This is a genomic window from Mongoliibacter ruber, assembly GCF_003003005.1.
GTDB lineage: Bacteria > Bacteroidota > Bacteroidia > Cytophagales > Cyclobacteriaceae > Mongoliibacter > Mongoliibacter ruber.
The window spans coordinates 1-17,790 of record NZ_PVTR01000003.1 but is presented as its reverse complement, the minus strand read 5'-3'; the positions used below and the strand labels follow the sequence as shown (position 1 = coordinate 17,790).

Here is a 17,790-nt window from a genome sequence, read left to right as displayed (position 1 = left end):
ATTCAAAATCAATTAATTCAAATAAAATGGCGATGAATTCAGATACCCAAGGTAGAGGCCAATTTGGCTCAAGTTTGGGTTTTATTATGGCTGCAGCCGGTTCTGCGGTTGGATTGGGAAACATTTGGAGATTTCCATATCTCACCGGTGAAAATGGAGGAGGAGCTTTCGTATTTGTATATGCTATCCGCGTTCTCCTTATCGGGCTTCCGCTCTTATTGAATGAAATTGCCTTAGGCCGTAAATCAGGCAAAAACCCAATCGGTGCAATCAAAGCTACCGGAGGGAATGGTTTCTGGCAGATTGCAGGAGTATTGTGTATTTTGGTTTGTTTCTGTGTGTTGAGTTATTATTCAGTAATAGCTGGATGGACAATTGGGTATATTTTTACCGAATTGGTAAACATTCCGATAGATTTTGAGGAATTTCAAGATACGCCTCAGTATGTAGTTCCTCTGTGTTTCTTATTCATATTTTTGACCATTGCCGTTGTATTAGGTGGCGTTTCCGGAGGTATAGAAAAAGCAGCTAAATTTCTAATGCCTATTTTATTTGTGATCATTATTTTCATAGCTGGAAGAGCAGTGACTTTAGATGGTGCTATGGAAGGGGTTAGGTATTATTTATATCCTGATTTTACAAAAATCACCAGTAAAGTTGTTTTACAAGCTCTTGGTCAAGCCTTTTTCTCTATGTCAGTAGGTTGGGGGTTGATGATTACTTTTGGTTCTTATTTACCTAAGAAAAGCAACATTGTCCAATCTTCAGGTTGGATTGCAGGGATGGACAGCATGGTCGCCTTGATGGGTGGACTGATGGTATTTCCGGCTTTGTTTGCCTTGTTGCCAGGAAAAGATCCAGCAGGTGGCCCTGCCTTGGTATTTGAAGTTTTGCCGAAGGTATTTGATGCAATGCCAGGTGGAAACTTCATTGGAGCCTTGTTCTTCTTATTGCTTTTAGTGGCTGCACTCACGTCAAGTATTTCCATGTTGGAAGTTCCGGTTTCTTATTTTATTGACGAGAAAAAGTGGAGTAGGAAAAAAGCGACATGGTCCATAGGTATTGCAGCAATGGCTCTTTCAGTGCCTTCAGCTTTGTCATCTATTGAGGGGAATTATTTCAATGACCTTACACTTAATTTCCTTGGCAATACTCAGGTAGGTTTCTTTGCTATCATGGATTTTGTCTTTGGGACATTTGCAGTGGTTGTCATTTGTCTAATGTTGAGCTTGTATACTGGATGGGCTAAGAAGATCGGGGATTTTGCCAATGAATTGGCTCAAGGTGCTCCTGGTTTTAAAGGACCTTTGAGATCAGCGTGGATTTTCTTTATCAAATGGGTTTGTCCTATTGTAATTGCATTGGTATTACTGGATCTAGTAGGCGTGTTTGGTACGCCTCAAGAAGGAGGGTAATTCCTTTAAAGACATTGTTTATCATTTGAAAGAGGGGTTTAAACCCCTCTTTTTTTATTTTATCTATCTAAATATGTATTTTATATTATGATTTATGTATATTGTTGACTGATCCAACCCCCTAAACCGCATGAAAGTCCTCGTTGTAGATGATGATGCCATCAATAGGCTTATTTTGAAAAAAGTATTTGAAAAAGAAAATCACCTAGTTTTTACTGCGAATAATGGTGTAGAAGCTATCAGCATTTTGGAAGGTGAATCTGGGTTCAATCTTATAATAACTGATATTATGATGCCACAAATGGATGGCTTAGAACTATTAGCACAGATAAAGCTCAACGAAAAGATTCAAAATTTACCCATTATTGGCATCACTTCCGGAAACATTGAATATTTTAAGAAAGCGAGCAAACTTACTTTTGATATACTTCTTCAAAAACCAATGGACTTTTATGAAATCTATGCAATTGCTCAAGAGCAGGCAAGAAAAGGATTGGACTAACGTATTGAAAACATTTTTTTTTCGTTATTGTAGATATGTTTTTTTCGTAGATTCGATTATCTAAAAATATATCAAATGAAACAGGCTGTATTAGTTTTCATTACAATCTTGCTAAGTCACGCAATAAGTGCTCAAGAGTTTTCAATAGGCCCAAAAGTAGGAGTTTCTCAAGCCAACATTTCAGTAAATGGTGACGCGTTTTCCTCAGGGGATAGTTTTACGGGTTACCATCTTGGTTTGTTTGTTAGGATGGGAGGTTCATCAATATTTGTGCAACCCGAATTCCTTTTTACTAACACAGGAGGAACAATTGTCGAAACATCGAATACTTCAGTAAGGACCATTAATGCAAACTTCAACAGGTTTGATATTCCTTTGATGATGGGCTTTAAATTGGCTAATTTTTTCAGGGTACAGGCTGGTCCAATTGCTTCTGTTTTGCTCGATTATACTATTGAAGATGGGGTTCAGAATGCTTTAGATGTTGACTATAGTAATTCTACCATAGGTTATCAGGCCGGGGTGGGTTTAGATGTCGGTAATTTGATCTTGGACTTCAAATATGAAAATTCTCTGGGTAAGATATCAAGAAGTGTTGCCGGTTTTGAAACAGATCAAAGGCAAAATCAACTTATTATTTCTGCTGGTTTTAGGCTTTTTTAAATCAGGAATCGGATATTTAGATAGTTAACTATCGCTGGCTTGGTTTTTGGGCTTTCTTATAGCTGTTACATGAAAAATCCCAATTATGGTTTTTTTTATTGTCAATCTCTATATTTGTCATGGTCAAAAATTGATAGAATGCGTCGCTACCTTAAGTACACCAAAAATTTTTATTTCATCTTCACTTTATTTTTTGTCCTATGGATGGTATTTATTGATTCCAATGACATCTTTACCCAGTTTAAGCTAAGGTCTAAAGTGAAAGACCTGGAAAAGCAAAGGGAGTTTTATCTTGAGAGAAAAGAAAAAATAAAAGCCGACCGTGAAGAACTGATGAGCAATTATGAACTTCTTGAGAAGTTTGCCCGTGAACGTTATATGATGAAAAGAAAAACAGAGGATTTATATGTGGTTGTTGAAGAATAAGGTAATTGTCGTTTTTTTTATTCTTTTTGCTTGGACTTCAACGTTTGTATCAGCTCAGAGAGTAATTGATGAAGAAGCCAATCCCCCATTAAAAGATCGTTTGTACTACGGAGGTAATTTTGGGGCTTCTTTTGGCACCATCACTTTCGTAGATGTTTCCCCATTGGTTGGAGCCATGGTGACCAACCGACTTTCAGGTGGAGTAGGAGCTACTTATCAATATTTTAATGACAGAAGATTTTTTGGAGGTAGCAATAGTCTTTATGGCGGAAGGGTTTTTACCAGATATAATATTTTCCCCAATTTTTTTGCACATGCGGAATACGAAAATGTCAACTATGACTGGTTAGATAGAAATAGAAATGTATTTGAGAGAATTTGGGTTCCCGCTTTTTTTCTAGGAGGAGGATATTTTGTTCCGTCTGGGGATAGAGGAGGATTTAACTTTACTTTTCTTTATAATCTGCTTCATGACAACAGAAGATCACCTTATTTTGAACCTTACGTGATTCGAGTGGGTTTTATTCTGTAATCACCACCTAATAAAGCCCTTTCATCATGGATTCATTGGTCAAAAAACTCAGCAAATCTCACCAGAATTGCCCTGAGTGTCCCTCACCAAAAATTATTCAGTCATTCTTTGAAAACATACTTGGGCTACTGTTTCCTGATTTTGCAAATGATTTGCTGAAGGAAGAGGTACAAGTATCCGCTAAAATTGAAGAGCTCAAACATCACCTAAGTAGTCTTTTGATCAAAAACAGGCACCTTCATGGTCAAGATGGCGCTCAAATTGCCGAAGACTTTTTTTTTAAATTGGAAACGGTTTACGAGCTCATTTTGAAAGATGTTCAGGCCATGTTTGATGGAGACCCAGCTGCCAAATCCATTACAGAAATCATTCGTTGTTATCCCGGTTTTTATGCAATTGCAGCATATAGAGTGGCTCACCTCCTATATAGCCTCGATGTATACCTGATTCCGAGGATGATTACAGAATATGCCCATAGTCGAACTGGTATAGATATTCACCCAGGCGCCAAAATCGGGGAACATTTCTGTATCGATCATGGTACTGGAATAGTAATCGGAGAAACTACCATAATCGGAAATTGTGTCAAAATTTATCAGGGAGTCACACTTGGAGCATTGAGTGTAGAAAAAGAAGATGCTGATAAAAAGCGTCACCCAACAATCGAAAACCATGTAATCATCTATGCTGGAGCAACCATTCTCGGAGGCAATACCATTATTGGTGAACATTCGGTGATTGGAGGAAATGTATGGGTCACCAAAAGCGTTCCCGCCAACAGTAAAATTTACTACCAAGCCAGGATGTATAATCCTGATTCTGAAGAAACAGATACTTATATAATCAAAAGCCAAGGATGAAACTTGTTGACTTGATCGGAAACACTCCTTTGGTGGAGTTGACCAACATTCCTGTAAATCCAAATGTTAAGATTTTTTGCAAACTTGAAGGACAAAATCCAGGCGGAAGTGTGAAAGACCGAGCCGCATATAATATGATCAAAAGCGCTTTGGATCGCGGCACAATAAAAAAAGGTGACAAGCTCGTAGAAGCCACAAGTGGTAATACAGGTATTGCATTGGCGATGGTAGCAAATATTCTCGGGCTCCACATGACCTTGATCATGCCCGATAATAGTACCAAAGAAAGAGTGCTTTCCATGGAAGCGTATGGAGCTAAGGTAATTCTTACGCCTTCAGAAAAGACAATTGAATATTCCCGTGAATTAGCTGAAAAAATGGCTTTGGAGGAAGGTTATGTGATACTCAATCAATTTTCTAATCCAGACAATTACATGGCACATTATCATTCGACTGGACCGGAGATTTGGCGGGATACGGCTGGCGAGGTTACTCACTTTGTGTCAGCCATGGGGACCACAGGGACTATTATGGGGGTTTCGATGTTTTTGAAGGAGAAAAATTCAGCAATTCAAATAGTAGGTACTCAACCTACAGATGGTTCAAGTATACCGGGAATCAGAAGGTGGTCTCCTGAGTATTTGCCTAAGATTTTTGAACCAAATCGGGTTGATCGGGTGATTGATGTCAGTCAGGAAGAAGCCACATACATGACCAGGAGGATGGCCAAAGAAGAGGGGGTTTTGGCTGGCATGAGTAGTGGAGGAGCCTTGCACGCCGCTTTAAAATTAGCCTCTGAATTACAATCCGGTGTGATTGTCTGCATTACCTGCGATAGAGGTGATAGGTATTTGAGCTCGGATTTGTTTGGTTAACAATTGATTTATTATCAATTGTTTAGTTCAATTATGTTCCTTGCAATTCTATTTTTTAGCAAAAAGAAACATGAAAAGTTATAAATGAATAATCCATAAACTAGAAATGCTGGATACACTATTACACCATTATCTTGTATATAAGCTATCAGAAATCCATAAGGAAGCCCAATTAGGAAAAATAGCAAAGCCAGGTTTTTAAGTGCTTGTTTATTAAAGACTAAATATCCAATTTTTAGCATTATCTCTTGATTTCATTTATAACCGAATAAAAGTATCTACAAGTTTTGTTTTAAACAATTTTTCATTTTCCAACGCAACCAAAAAATACCATTTGAAATCTTTCCAAATGGTATACCTATTTCAAGATCTTTGATGGTTATTTATTCGGTATTTCTGTTGGTTGGTGTGATTAACTGATAAATTTATTGTACCTCTTTAATTAGCGTTTGGAGTGAAACCCAGTGTGATTGAGAAAAAAGGTATACCTATTTTACATTTTTTAGGGCAATTACGAATCCCAAAGAAAAATCTTTGGGATTCGTAATTGTAATTTACTCTGCTTAGAATTTAATATAGTTGGTCAATAGTTGTGCGCTCAGCGGATTATTGCCGTTTTCACTATCAGCAAAACCCCGCACGATAAGTGAGTATATTCTATTTCCCCTGATTTCTATTTCATTGATTTTTAGCAATTCCTTGCTTCCGTCTTCATTTAGAATGCTCACAGAGTACTTTCCTTTTTCCAGATCCTTGAAGGATGTAACCTCCTCAAAATTATTTGCTGCGCCGAAAAATACCTCTTCCTCCCCAATTTTAACCCTGATATTTCCAGCGTCAGGAGATAAGTGTGCAAGTCTTATTTGAGCATTTTCTGAAGTAGGATCACTCCATTTATCTTCTACTTTGATAGCTTCAATTTCAGCTAGCCTATTGATTATAAATAACGAATAAACTTTATCTTTTTCAAAGGTATGGGTCGTTTCCAACACAGTATTGGCAGCATTGTGAGGTGTGAATCTTAGTAACCTTTCACCGATAAAAAACTGACTATATGGGAATGAATTGCCATATGTAAGGGGTGAATTATTAATCCGATTGGTCTCTGCGTAAATATCCAAATTGGGAGCATCCGGTGAACCGTGATAAATAGTGACAAAGGCAGCGTCAGGTGGGGTAACTGGATCTCTGTCAGGAAGGCAAGAGCTAAGAAGGGATATTCCTCCTATTAGTAAGAATGTAACAAGACTTTTTTTCATAAATGGGTTAATAACTGATTTGTTGATCATATAATAGTTGGTTTAATTTTCCCCCCTAACGATACATGCATCAAAAGTGCTACAGGTACAAAAAAAAATCCCCGAATTTTCGGGGATTGAGATTATACTTGATCAGGTTCAGGATGTTTCCAAGGAGACCTATATGGCCTCCTCAACCTTTCCGTAGCTTCTGGGTCATCTACGACAATCATTTTTTCAGGATCATATGCCAAAGGCCGGCCAAGTTCCATAGAGATATTTGCAAGAATACAGGAAGCCGTGGAAATATGCCCCTCTTTTATATCTGCAACAGGTAATTCTCCGGTCTCCATTGATTTTATAAGATTCTGCATTTGTCTTCTTGTAGCCGGGGCAGCATTCAGTTCAATTCTATCTTCAGTCAGGTCTTCTGGATATTCTTCTTTTTCATAAAGAACATCAAAAAGTACTTTCTCACCCTCCATGGGTAAAAACTCGGCCTTCATAGTGCTGCCTACCAATGTGCCTTTTTCCCCATAAATTTTAAAAGCCCATGGGTATTCAGGGTCCACTGGTTTCCCCCAAGAACGGTGCTGCCAAACGACATTCATTTCATCAAATTCAAAGATGGCTGTTTGGGTATCCGAAATGTTGGACTTCCCCTCTTTTTGTACATAGATACCTCCTGTTGAAGTAATTTTGGTTGGCCACCCCAAAGCTAGGAGCCATCTTACTGTGTCTAACATATGTACACACATGTCACCGGTAATCCCGTTCCCATATTCCATAAATGTTCTCCACCAACGGGTATGAGGTATGCCATCATATGGTCGTAATGGTGCCGGTCCCGTCCACATGTCGTAATCCAAAAAGTCAGGAACATCTTGTTCGGGTGGATTTCCATTAGCCCTCATGTGGTAGTAGCAGCAGATTTCGACATGGGAAATTTTTCCAAGCATATCTTTTTCCAAAATTTCGCGCTTGGCTTCCCAAAGATGTGGTGTGCTTCTTCGCTGTACTCCAACTTGAACCATTTTATCGTATTTTCTAGCTGCAGCTACTACTGCCTCGCCTTCAATTACGTCCACTGAAATGGGCTTTTGGAGGTAAACATGTGATCCTGCTTTTATAGCAGCTATCGCTTGAAGTGCATGCCAGTGATCAGGTGTTCCTATCACAGTGATATCAAGCTTATGGTTTTTCAGAAGTTCTCGATAATCCTTATAAAGTTTGGGAACTTTACCCGATTTCTGTCTTTGTGACACAAGTTTTCCAGCTTCTTCCAACATATTGGAATCGACATCGCACAAAGCCACTACTTCGCAGTCAGCTATTTGAATCAATCGGAAAAGATCACTTTTACCATACCAACCGCTTCCAATCAGCGCTACTTGTAGGGTTTTTTCTGTTTTGACAAAGTTCATTCCCATCAGTCCCATACTGGCAAGGGCTAATGTTGCGCCACTGCCTTTGATAAACTGACGACGGTTGAGTGAGAGATTTTTCATTGGTTACTGGGTTTGGGTTAATAGGTGATACTAACAATACCGAACCAATTTACAAAAAGGTCAAAATCAATCAAATCCGATTTGATGGATGGTCAAAGGTTTACCTCAAATCTATCACCAAGTTTTAATAGATCTTCGAAAACTGGTTTTAAAAGTGGTATGCCACCGCTTCGTCTTTCTTTTTCCAAATCTCTCTCAGGGTCACCGGGGATAAGTACTTTGGGATTGCCATCTGTTGGTTGTGCTGATCGGAATCTTCTTATCCAATTATCCATATGGGATTTGAAATCAGAAGATGGACGGAAGGCATCGACCCTCATTGCTCCAAAAAAGTGTCCCAAACCTTCACCCACAGGATTTGGGTCCGGCTCTAAAAATGCTACGAAAGGGGGAACCCATGGCCCATAATTGGCGCCAGACAATACTGCAGAAAAAATATCAACAATGGAACCTAAAGCATAGCCTTTGTGTGAACCATGATCCCGATCGCCACCTAAAGGTAAAAGTGCCCCTCCTTTTTTTACCCCATTTGCATCTTGGGTTGGCTGCCCCTGATCATCTTGGACCCAACCAAAAGGAGCATCTTGCTCTTTTCTTTGCAAAATCTCAAGTTTACCGTTGGCTGCCGTAGTAGTTGCCATGTCTGCTACAAATGGAGGCTCTTCTCCAGCGGGAATTGCCACTGAAATCGGGTTTGTTCCTAAGAGTCTTTCTTTGGAGAAAGTCGGTGCTACCAATGGGCTTGCATTGGTGAATGAAAGACCGATCATATCGTGTTCCAAAGCCATCATACTATGATACCCGGCTATTCCGTAGTGGTTGGAGTTTTTGACCGAGACCCAACCTGTACCTACATTTTTTGCCTTTTCTATTGCCACTCTCATGGCAAATGGTGCTACCACCAAACCCAAACCCGCATCCCCGTCTACCACAGCGGTACTAGGAGTTTCGTGGACAATTTTTATGTTAGGATTGGCGTTGATTCGCTTTTTCTCCCATAGCCGCACATAGCCCGAAAGCCTGGCGACACCATGAGAATCGATCCCACGGAGGTCAGCGGAGAGCAATACATCGGCAGCCAGTTCAGCATCTGTTTCTGGACATCCGATTTTCAATAAAATTCTTTTGGTGAAATCAAATAGCTGTTGATATTCTATTACCATGAAGTCAATGTTTGTTATATTATTTACCTGCTTTCAGCAGGAGCCAAGGAATGTTTACCCATCAATTGAGCAATGACACCTTCTTTCAAAGCATAATTGGAACAAATAAGCACATTTACAGGGACCAGTTTTAGAATATATTTGATCAAACAAGATGCTACCACGATCATATCCACACGCATTGGTATCATTCCTGGGATTTTGAGTCTTTCCTCTTTGTTCAGATTCAGGAGTTTTTCAGCGATTTCATCAAACGAAGGCCTTGGTAGGTCAAAAACCTGTTGAGTTTTACTTTTGTTCTGATGCAAAGATTGGAAATAGATATCGGTAAGCGTATCAAAAGTTCCGGAAGCTCCTACAAGCGCGACTGGTTTATATTGAGCTATTGCACTAGATAACTCTTCTAAATTGCCCTTTAAATATTCTGTCAAATTTTCAGCCTCCTCTATCAGAATTGGATCGTGATAATGGAAAAGGTCAAGCATTCGCTGACCGCCAATTTCAAAACTCTTTCTCCAAAAAGCTTCTTGTGCTGTACCTATGATGAATTCAACTGATCCCCCGCCGATATCCATCATCAAACTAGTCTGTCCATTCAATGAACCGCTGAATCTGATGCCTTCATAAATGAGTTGAGCTTCTTCTGCTCCTGATATCACATTGACTGATATATCAAACGTCTCTTTTATTTCATTTACAAATGCGGAGCCATTTTCAGCATTTCTCACAGCACTTGTAGCAAATGCGAATATGTTGGTGATATTCTCCCCGTCGATAAGGTTTCGGAAATGTTTTAAGGTGTGGAAGGCACGCTTTTGAGCTTCAGGAAGGATCATGTTTTGACTGATACCTCCTTGCCCGATTTTTACGGCGATTTTTTCTTTGTAAATCGTCTCAAACCTGTCTTCGTATAATGCCACCAATAGCAAATGGAATGTATTGGTACCCATATCAATGATTGCTGCCTTCTTGGGGATCATTTGGCCCTGAAATTTAGTTTTGCGAATATAGAAAGTTTATCTTAAATCCGTGAAACTGACTATTTTTTCTTTGGATACTGGGATTTGTCGGACGTATTTGTACAAAAATTTTCTCCCTTTGATCCACCTCGTTATATTTGAAACAACCAATTAACTTTAGATACATGGATAGCAGCATCAAGGGTGTTTATACTTTGCCCAGCAATGAGGATAAAATCAGTCTTCTCAAGAAAAAAAACCAAGAAGCATTAGAGGGAGGTGGTCAGAAGAGAATAGAAGCACAACACAAAAAAGGAAAACTTACAGCCAGAGAAAGAATTCATTTTTTAATGGATGAAGGTACTTTTCAGGAAATTGACAAATTCGTAATGCACCGTGCTAAAGATTTTGGTTTGGACAAGGAACATTATTTAGGAGATGGTGTAGTGACAGGCTATGGAGAAATCAATGGAAGGTTAGTATATGTCTATTCTCAGGATTTTACTGTTTTTGGAGGGTCACTTTCGGAAACACATGCCGAGAAAATATGTAAAATCATGGACATGGCTATGAAAAATGGTGCTCCTGTGATTGGATTGAATGATTCAGGAGGTGCCCGAATTCAAGAAGGTGTGGTTTCTCTTGGGGGCTATGCGGATATTTTTTATAGAAATACACTGGCCTCTGGTGTAGTGCCGCAGATTTCTGCAATCATGGGGCCTTGTGCAGGTGGTGCTGTATATTCTCCTGCCATTACGGATTTTATCATGATGGTAGAAAACTCCTCTTACATGTTTGTTACAGGACCAAATGTTGTCAAAACGGTTACACAAGAAAACGTTACTGCCGAGGAGCTAGGAGGTGCAAGTACCCACAGTACCAAAAGTGGTGTTACGCATTTTGCTTGTGCCAATGAAATAGAATGTATCAATCATATCAAACAGCTTTTGAGCTATGTACCCCAAAACTGTGAAGATGAAGCCCCTGTATATAAGTATGAACTTAAAAGTGATGAAAGCAGAGAGGTTTTGAACAAGATTATTCCTGAAAACCCTAATCATCCATATGATATGCGGGAGGTGATAGTTGGGATTACGGATGAATCTTCTTTCATGGAAGTTCATAAAAACTACGCTGATAATATCGTTGTTGGCTTTGCCAGGTTAGCAGGGAGAAGTATTGGGATTGTAGGAAATCAGCCTCAATCATTGGCGGGTGTCTTGGATAATGATGCCTCCATCAAAGCTGCTAGATTCGTAAGATTCTGTGACTCCTTTAATATTCCTTTACTTGTCTTGGTTGATGTACCTGGTTTTTTACCTGGCACTGATCAAGAATGGAACGGTATCATTGTCAATGGGGCCAAATTACTCTATGCTTTTTCAGAAGCGACAGTTCCAAGAGTCACGGTCATCACACGAAAAGCTTACGGAGGTGCATATGATGTAATGAACTCCAAACATATTGGAGCAGATTTGAACTTTGCCTGGCCTACAGCTGAGATTGCAGTGATGGGAGCAAAAGGAGCTTCTGAAATTATTTTCAAAAGAGAAATAGCAGAATCAGATGACCCGGCGGCCAAACTACAGGAAAAAATAGATGATTACACTGCGAAATTTGCAAATCCATATCGTGCAGCTCATAGAGGTTTTATAGATGAGGTCATCATGCCCTCCGAAACGAGAGAGAAGCTAATAAGGGCTTATAAAATGCTGGAAAACAAGGTTGATAAGCTACCTAGGAAAAAGCATGGAAATATTCCGCTGTAAGATTGTAGTTGATTAGTAATTAGTATATTGAGTTATTAGAGGTTTGTTTATTTTCATAGGCCTTTTATGATTTTGGCGATGGCTTATCCAGAAGAAATAGATTCTATCGTCAAAGTTTTTCAATAGTTGAACCAATAACTTTATATCACTATGGCTTTTAATTCATTCGAGGATTTAGACGTCTGAAAAAAAGGACGGGAGGTACGTTTATTTGTGAGCAAAATCATAAAAAAATTTCCTATAGAGGAAAAATATGCATTAACACATCAAGTAAAAAGAGCTTCCAGATCAATAACCAATAATATAGCAGAAGGATTTGGCAGATTCTTCTACCAAGAAAACATTCAGTTTTGTAGGATAGCCAGAGGTTCTTTGGCAGAGACTTTGGATCATATTATTATCGCCCATGATGAAAATTACATTTCAGATGAAGAATTTGCTGAGTTTCGTACACTGAATAATGAGTGTTTAAAATTACTGAACGGTTACATCAGTTATTTGAAAAAATCTAAAATACAAAACTCATGACCCCTAATAACTCAATAACCAATAACTAATAACTCAATAACCAATAACTAAATACTTTATCAAATGAGTGAATCAAACAGTTTTTTATATAAATACCTTAATAATGCCTCACCAACTGGCTTTGAAGCCTCTGGCCAGCAGATTTGGCTAGACTATATCAAGCCATATGTTGACACACACTTTACAGATCAGTACGGTACTGCCGTAGGGGTGATCAATCCGGAAGCAGATTATAAAGTAATTATCGAGGCTCATGCTGATGAAATTTCCTGGTTTATCAATTACATTACTCCAGAAGGGTATATTTATGTGAATAGAAACGGAGGCTCCGATCACATGATCGCGCCATCAATGAGGGTAAATATCCACACAGATAAAGGCATAGTTCCGGGGGTCTTTGGTTGGCCGGCCATTCATGTGAGAAAAAATGAAAAAGAGGAAACACCAACCTTGGAAAACATTTTTCTTGATGTTGGAGCGCGGTCCAAAGAGGAAGTGGAGGAGTTAGGTGTACATGTAGGCTGTGTCGTTACTTTCAAGGATGAATTACAGGAATTAAACGGAAAATACCTTTCAGGTAGAGCTTTGGATAATAGGATTGGAGGGTATATGATAGCTCAGGTTGCCAGAAAACTTAAAGAAGAAGAAGTAAAACTTCCCTTTGGACTGTATATTGTCAATGCTGTCCAAGAAGAAATTGGCTTGCGTGGGGCGGAAATGATTGCTGCACGAATCAAGCCTAATATTGCAATCATAACTGATGTATGCCATGACACTACTGCACCCATGTACAAAAAAAATGTCAGTGGTGAGCAAGTTGCTGGTTCAGGACCTGTGCTTACCTATGGTGCAGCTGTACACAAAAAGCTTCTGGATCTGATTATTGCTACTGCCAAGAAAAACGACATCCCATTCCAGAGGGCTGCGGCTTCCCGAAGTACAGGTACAGACACAGATGCATTTGCTTATTCCAATGACGGTGTACCTTCTGCACTGATTTCTCTTGCAATTAAATATATGCATACTACTGTGGAGACTGCAAGCAAGGATGATATTGAGCTAGTGATTGAATTGATGTATAAGTTCCTTATAGAATTTGATCCAAAGTTTGATTTCAGGTATGTGGTTTAGAAAGGAGAGACGATAAACAAGATACTAGAAGCGAGATACGAGACAAAGAAACAAGAATTAAGTAATTTCAGGACATTATTATATGACTCACTCAGTCACCTATTCACTGACCACTAATCACTAGGACATTCTTCCCATGCCTTTTTTTACCGACCAGATGAACAGGACCATAGAGATTCATGAAAAGCCTCAAAGGATTGTTTCATTGGTACCTTCTCAGACAGAGCTATTGGTGGATTTGGGGTTAAAAGAAAGATTGGTCGGTGTGACTAAGTTTTGTGTGCATCCCAAGGGACTAAAAAAACAAAAAACCATCATTGGTGGGACTAAGAACTTTCATTTCGATAAGATAGCTGCTCTGCAACCTGATTTGATCATTGGGAATAAGGAAGAAAATTATCAGGAAGGGATTGAACAATTGGCAGAAAAGTATCCTGTCTGGATGAGTGATATTTTCAATTTGGAAGATGCCTTTAATATGATGGTAGGTGTAGGTGAAATCACAGGGACTTCAATTGTTGCAAATTCTCTTGTCCGAAAGATTAAAAATGATTTAGACCTTCACTTTGAAAAGAAAGGAACAGCTGTTTATGTGATTTGGAAAGACCCTCTGATGGTAGTAGGGGCCAATACCTTTATTGACGATATGTTGAATAGAGTGGGTTTTGATAATTTGATCAAGAATGAAAGATATCCTATGTTGGCTATGGAAGAGTTGAAATCATTGAACCCTGATTACTTGCTTTTGAGTTCTGAACCTTTTCCTTTTAAGCGTAAGCATATTGAGGAATTCGCATCTTTATTACCAATGGCAACAATTCAATTGGTAGACGGAGAGATGTTTAGCTGGTACGGGAGTAGACTGAAATATGCGAAAACATATTTTCTTGGTATGTGAAAAGGAGCTTTTGTCCGTTTATAAAATTATGAATCATTGAACGGTACTTTTATAAAAAAATTAATTAACTTTTCCACTCATTCCAAATAACTGAATCAAAGCCATGAAAAAACAAAGAAGGGACTTTCTTAAAAAATTGGGAGCCACAGGGGCAGTAGCCGCTTTAAGCCCTTTTGCTATCCCTCAAGAAGCCCAAGCCAAAAATCTCATAGAAAGTAAAGATAGCTTTCTTCTCAATAATGATACACCCATTAAGCTTGCCCTCATAGGTGCGGGAATTATGGGTACCGAAGACACCAATTCCGCACTTAGGCATAGCAATGTCGAGCTGGTAGCAGTTTGCGATTTATATAAAGGTAGGTTAGATACAGCAAAACAAAAATGGGGGGATCACTTATTTGTCACCCAAGACTACAAAGAAATCCTAAAAAGAAATGATATAGATGCTGTCATCATCGCAACCTCTGATCATTGGCATAAGCAAATCAGTATAGATGCCTTGAATGCAGGCAAACATGTGTATTGCGAAAAGCCGATGGTACATTCTGTGAAAGAGGGAATGGATGTCATCAATGCATGGGAAAAATCCGGTAAAGTGATGATAGTGGGGAGTCAAGGTGTTTCTTCTTTAGGAAATGAAAAAGCAAAAGAATTATTAGCCGAAGGAGCCATAGGTGATATTGTGTATGCAGAAGGTTTTTGGGCAAGGATGTCTCCTGAAGGAGCTTGGCAGTATAATGTTCCGCAAGATGGAAATGAACAAACTGTTGATTGGAAAAAATATATTTCTAATACCAAAACTAGAGATTGGGATCCGTTAAGGTTTTTTAGGTGGAGAAACTATCTGGATTATGGTACAGGTATGTCAGGGGACTTATTTGTCCATTTGTTTTCAAGCTTGCACTTTATTACAGACTCGTATGGTCCTAGTAAAATATCCGCTATGGGTGGATTAAGGTATTGGAATGATGGAAGAGAAGTACCTGATGTCCTATTAGGGACTTTTGATTATCCCAAAACAGAAAAACATCCAGGATTCAACCTTTCTTTAAGGTGTAATTTTGTAGACGGCACCAGCGGTACTACTTATTTGAGGATAGTGGGAACAAAAGGTTCAATGGACGTGAAGTGGGAGGAGGTTGTAGTAAAAATGAATCAAAGTGTAATATCTGATGATCCTTTCTTGCAAGAGCAGGCAAGATTAAGAGGTGGTTCTGAGGCTAGGGCCTCAATTTTACCTCCTAAAGAATTGGTGTATTCAGCACAAAGAAATTGGAAAGGGGCGCACTATGATCATTTTGGGAACTGGTTTACAGCCATTAGAACAGAAGGTAAGGTAGCCGAAGATCCGGTATTTGGATTCAGGGCTGCAGCCCCAGCTTTGCTTTGTAATGACAGTTATTTTCAGAATAAATTTATTCAGTGGGATCCTGTAAACATGAAACTTGTATGATAAAAAGAAATAAAGTTGGTTTTATGGCCATCATATTGCCTTTATTGGTTTGGTCATGTGCTTCAGAGAAAACCGAAGATGATATAGAAGAAGAGGAAGAAATAATTGTTTTAGACAATACACTTACAGAGGGTGAAAAGTCATCAGGTTGGATGTTATTGTTTGACGGTGAAGATCCGGCAGGTTGGCGGTCATTCAACGGAGATAGTTTTCCTGAAGGATGGGTAGTAGAAGATGGAGCGCTCAAGGCTTTGGGTTCTGGAGGTGACATTGGTGGAGATATTGTTTTTGGGCCTCTAGATTTCGAGGAGTTTGAATTAGAGTTTACTTGGAAAATAGCCCCAGGGGGTAATAGTGGGGTCTTTTATCATGTTGTGGAAGATCCTAAATATAATGCACCTTATGAAACCGGCCCCGAATATCAGGTGATAGATCAATTAGGTTTCCCTCAGCCATTAGAAGATTGGCAGTCACTGGCATCTGACTATGGAATGTATCCAGGGGATATAGAAGGGGTGGTAAAACCTGCCGGAGAATGGAATACTTCTAGGATTATTTTTTCCAAAGATGGTGCAAGCTATTGGCTAAATGGGAAAAAGACTTTAGAGTTTGTTCCTTACTCAGAAGATTGGCAAAAAAGGAGAAACAGTGGGAAATGGGATGACTTCCCTGATTACGCCATCGCTACCAAAGGTTTGATTGCATTACAGGACCACGGGAGTGAGGCTTGGTTTAAAAACATTAAAATAAGATCATTATGAAAAAAATATTTGCAATAGTAGCAATAGGAGTATGCGTTTTTGCAGGCTTGTCTATGACCTTAAACAAAGAGATAAAATTGTTTAACGGGAAAAATCTGAATGGCTGGGTAATTTATGGCACTGAAAAGTGGTATGTAGAAGATGGCTTATTAATCTCTGAAAGTGGTCCTGATAAGGAGTATGGTTATTTGGGGACCAAGAAAAATTATAAGGATTTTGAACTCAATTTAGAATTCAAGCAAGAAGCTGACGGTAACAGTGGAGTCTTTATTAGGTCTACCGTGGATGGAACCAAAGTTTCGGGATGGCAGGTGGAGGTTGCTCCTCCTGGTCATGATACAGGAGGTATCTATGAATCTTATGGCAGAGGTTGGTTGATTAAGCCTGATAAAGAGAAAGACAGTGTGTTGAAATTTGGAGATTGGAATAAAATGAAGATATTCGTGAAAGGAGACAGAGTGACTTCATATCTCAATGATGTAGAAATGGTAGATTACACAGATTCGAAAATAGGCCAGGGTGAAGGAGGAATACTTCTTCAAATCCATGATGGTGGTGGCATAAAGGTGTATTGGAAAAATATTACTTTGAAGCCTTTGTAAGAATTGTAAATGGTAATTTGATCCCGACAATTTATTGTCGGGATTTTTTGTCTTTACATTTCAGGTAGTTATCATAATATTCAGAATATATTTTACCTGATGTTTTGACTTTTAAAATATGTTTCCCACTTTTGCAATCCCATAAGGGGAAAGGCGCAAACGAAAGTAAAAAATATTTTAAATTTTCAACTTTCTCACTTGTGAAACAATAAAAAATTCTTACCTTTGCAAACCTGTTTCGAAAGAGAGGGTAAAGAAGTAAGAAACTAACGGAAAGCGTTGGTCGAGTTCTGATATAGATTGATGGTATTGATCTATGATCGGGAATAAGTTCTTTGAAAGGCTGTAACACAGAATAAGAATAACAAATAAAGATATCCGGGCGAGGAATATCCGGGACTATAGAGAGACAACTAGACATATTTATATGTCACAACAAACTATACAACGGAGAGTTTGATCCTGGCTCAGGATGAACGCTAGCGGCAGGCCTAATACATGCAAGTC

At 38.9% G+C, this 17,790-nt stretch carries 17 protein-coding genes, 1 rRNA gene and 1 pseudogene; 15 read left to right on the top strand and 4 right to left on the bottom strand.

The features are described from left to right. Positions 1–26 precede the first annotated feature (26 nt). From CLW00_RS05705 to cysM, 7 genes are all read left to right on the top strand, one after another. Positions 27–1,415: a sodium-dependent transporter gene (locus CLW00_RS05705; protein ID WP_106132708.1), complete on the top strand. Its 1,389-nt coding sequence runs from the start codon at positions 27–29 to the stop codon at positions 1,413–1,415. A 130-nt stretch (positions 1,416–1,545) separates the two neighbouring features. Next, on the top strand, positions 1,546–1,917 hold the full coding sequence (locus CLW00_RS05700; RefSeq protein ID WP_106132707.1) for a response regulator: 372 nt from the start codon (positions 1,546–1,548) through the stop codon (positions 1,915–1,917). Positions 1,918–1,992: 75 nt separating this feature from the next. Beyond that, positions 1,993–2,580: a porin family protein gene (locus CLW00_RS05695; RefSeq protein WP_106132706.1), complete on the top strand. Its 588-nt coding sequence runs from the start codon at positions 1,993–1,995 to the stop codon at positions 2,578–2,580. Between the two features lie 138 nt (positions 2,581–2,718). Continuing rightward, complete coding sequence (locus tag CLW00_RS05690) at positions 2,719–3,006, top strand: FtsB family cell division protein (protein WP_106133060.1); 288 nt, start codon at positions 2,719–2,721, stop codon at positions 3,004–3,006. Further along, positions 2,987–3,538: a hypothetical protein gene (locus tag CLW00_RS05685; protein ID WP_106132705.1), complete on the top strand. Its 552-nt coding sequence runs from the start codon at positions 2,987–2,989 to the stop codon at positions 3,536–3,538. The genes CLW00_RS05690 and CLW00_RS05685 overlap by 20 nt, the downstream gene beginning before the upstream one ends. Before the next feature lie 26 nt (positions 3,539–3,564). Next, entirely contained in the window at positions 3,565–4,398 is an 834-nt protein-coding gene (gene epsC, locus CLW00_RS05680) for a serine O-acetyltransferase EpsC (RefSeq protein ID WP_106132704.1), read from the top strand. After that, positions 4,395–5,273, top strand: a complete 879-nt coding sequence (gene cysM, locus CLW00_RS05675; RefSeq protein WP_106132703.1) for a cysteine synthase CysM — start codon at positions 4,395–4,397, stop codon at positions 5,271–5,273. The genes epsC and cysM overlap by 4 nt, the downstream gene beginning before the upstream one ends. Positions 5,274–5,836: 563 nt before the next feature. On the opposite strand, the gene CLW00_RS05665 is transcribed toward cysM, so the two are convergent. The 4 genes from CLW00_RS05665 to CLW00_RS05650 form a co-directional block, all read right to left on the bottom strand. Next, a complete protein-coding gene (locus tag CLW00_RS05665; protein ID WP_170073176.1) occupies positions 5,837–6,532 on the bottom strand; it encodes a DUF4397 domain-containing protein in 696 nt (231 codons plus the stop codon). Between the two features lie 122 nt (positions 6,533–6,654). After that, entirely contained in the window at positions 6,655–8,019 is a 1,365-nt protein-coding gene (locus CLW00_RS05660) for a Gfo/Idh/MocA family oxidoreductase (RefSeq protein WP_106132700.1), read from the bottom strand. Positions 8,020–8,111: 92 nt separating this feature from the next. After that, positions 8,112–9,182 (bottom strand): Ldh family oxidoreductase, encoded by a 1,071-nt coding sequence (locus tag CLW00_RS05655; RefSeq protein WP_106132699.1) that lies wholly within the window; start codon positions 9,180–9,182, stop codon positions 8,112–8,114. A 23-nt stretch (positions 9,183–9,205) separates the two neighbouring features. Then, on the bottom strand, positions 9,206–10,162 hold the full coding sequence (locus tag CLW00_RS05650; protein WP_106132698.1) for a Ppx/GppA phosphatase family protein: 957 nt from the start codon (positions 10,160–10,162) through the stop codon (positions 9,206–9,208). 164 nt (positions 10,163–10,326) lie between these two features. Between CLW00_RS05650 and CLW00_RS05645 the strand changes: the two genes are divergently transcribed. The 8 genes and pseudogenes from CLW00_RS05645 to CLW00_RS05610 form a co-directional block, all read left to right on the top strand. After that, the gene (locus CLW00_RS05645) at positions 10,327–11,910 is read left to right on the top strand and encodes an acyl-CoA carboxylase subunit beta (RefSeq protein WP_106132697.1); all 1,584 of its coding nucleotides are present in this window, start codon (positions 10,327–10,329) and stop codon (positions 11,908–11,910) included. 198 nt (positions 11,911–12,108) lie between these two features. Further along, positions 12,109–12,438, top strand: a pseudogene (locus CLW00_RS05640) (four helix bundle protein); the annotation flags it as partial. A gap of 63 nt (positions 12,439–12,501) precedes the next feature. Continuing rightward, on the top strand, positions 12,502–13,569 hold the full coding sequence (locus CLW00_RS05635; RefSeq protein WP_106132696.1) for a M42 family metallopeptidase: 1,068 nt from the start codon (positions 12,502–12,504) through the stop codon (positions 13,567–13,569). Between the two features lie 136 nt (positions 13,570–13,705). Continuing rightward, entirely contained in the window at positions 13,706–14,467 is a 762-nt protein-coding gene (locus CLW00_RS05630) for an ABC transporter substrate-binding protein (RefSeq protein WP_106132695.1), read from the top strand. A 103-nt stretch (positions 14,468–14,570) separates the two neighbouring features. Further along, positions 14,571–15,920, top strand: a complete 1,350-nt coding sequence (locus CLW00_RS05625) for a Gfo/Idh/MocA family oxidoreductase (protein ID WP_106132694.1) — start codon at positions 14,571–14,573, stop codon at positions 15,918–15,920. Continuing rightward, positions 15,917–16,681, top strand: a complete 765-nt coding sequence (locus CLW00_RS05620) for a 3-keto-disaccharide hydrolase (RefSeq protein WP_106132693.1) — start codon at positions 15,917–15,919, stop codon at positions 16,679–16,681. Before CLW00_RS05625 ends, CLW00_RS05620 begins: the two co-directional genes overlap by 4 nt. A gap of 53 nt (positions 16,682–16,734) precedes the next feature. After that, entirely contained in the window at positions 16,735–17,283 is a 549-nt protein-coding gene (locus tag CLW00_RS05615; RefSeq protein ID WP_425437943.1) for a 3-keto-disaccharide hydrolase, read from the top strand. Positions 17,284–17,727: 444 nt separating this feature from the next. Next, positions 17,728–17,790, top strand: a 16S ribosomal RNA gene (locus CLW00_RS05610); the annotation flags it as partial.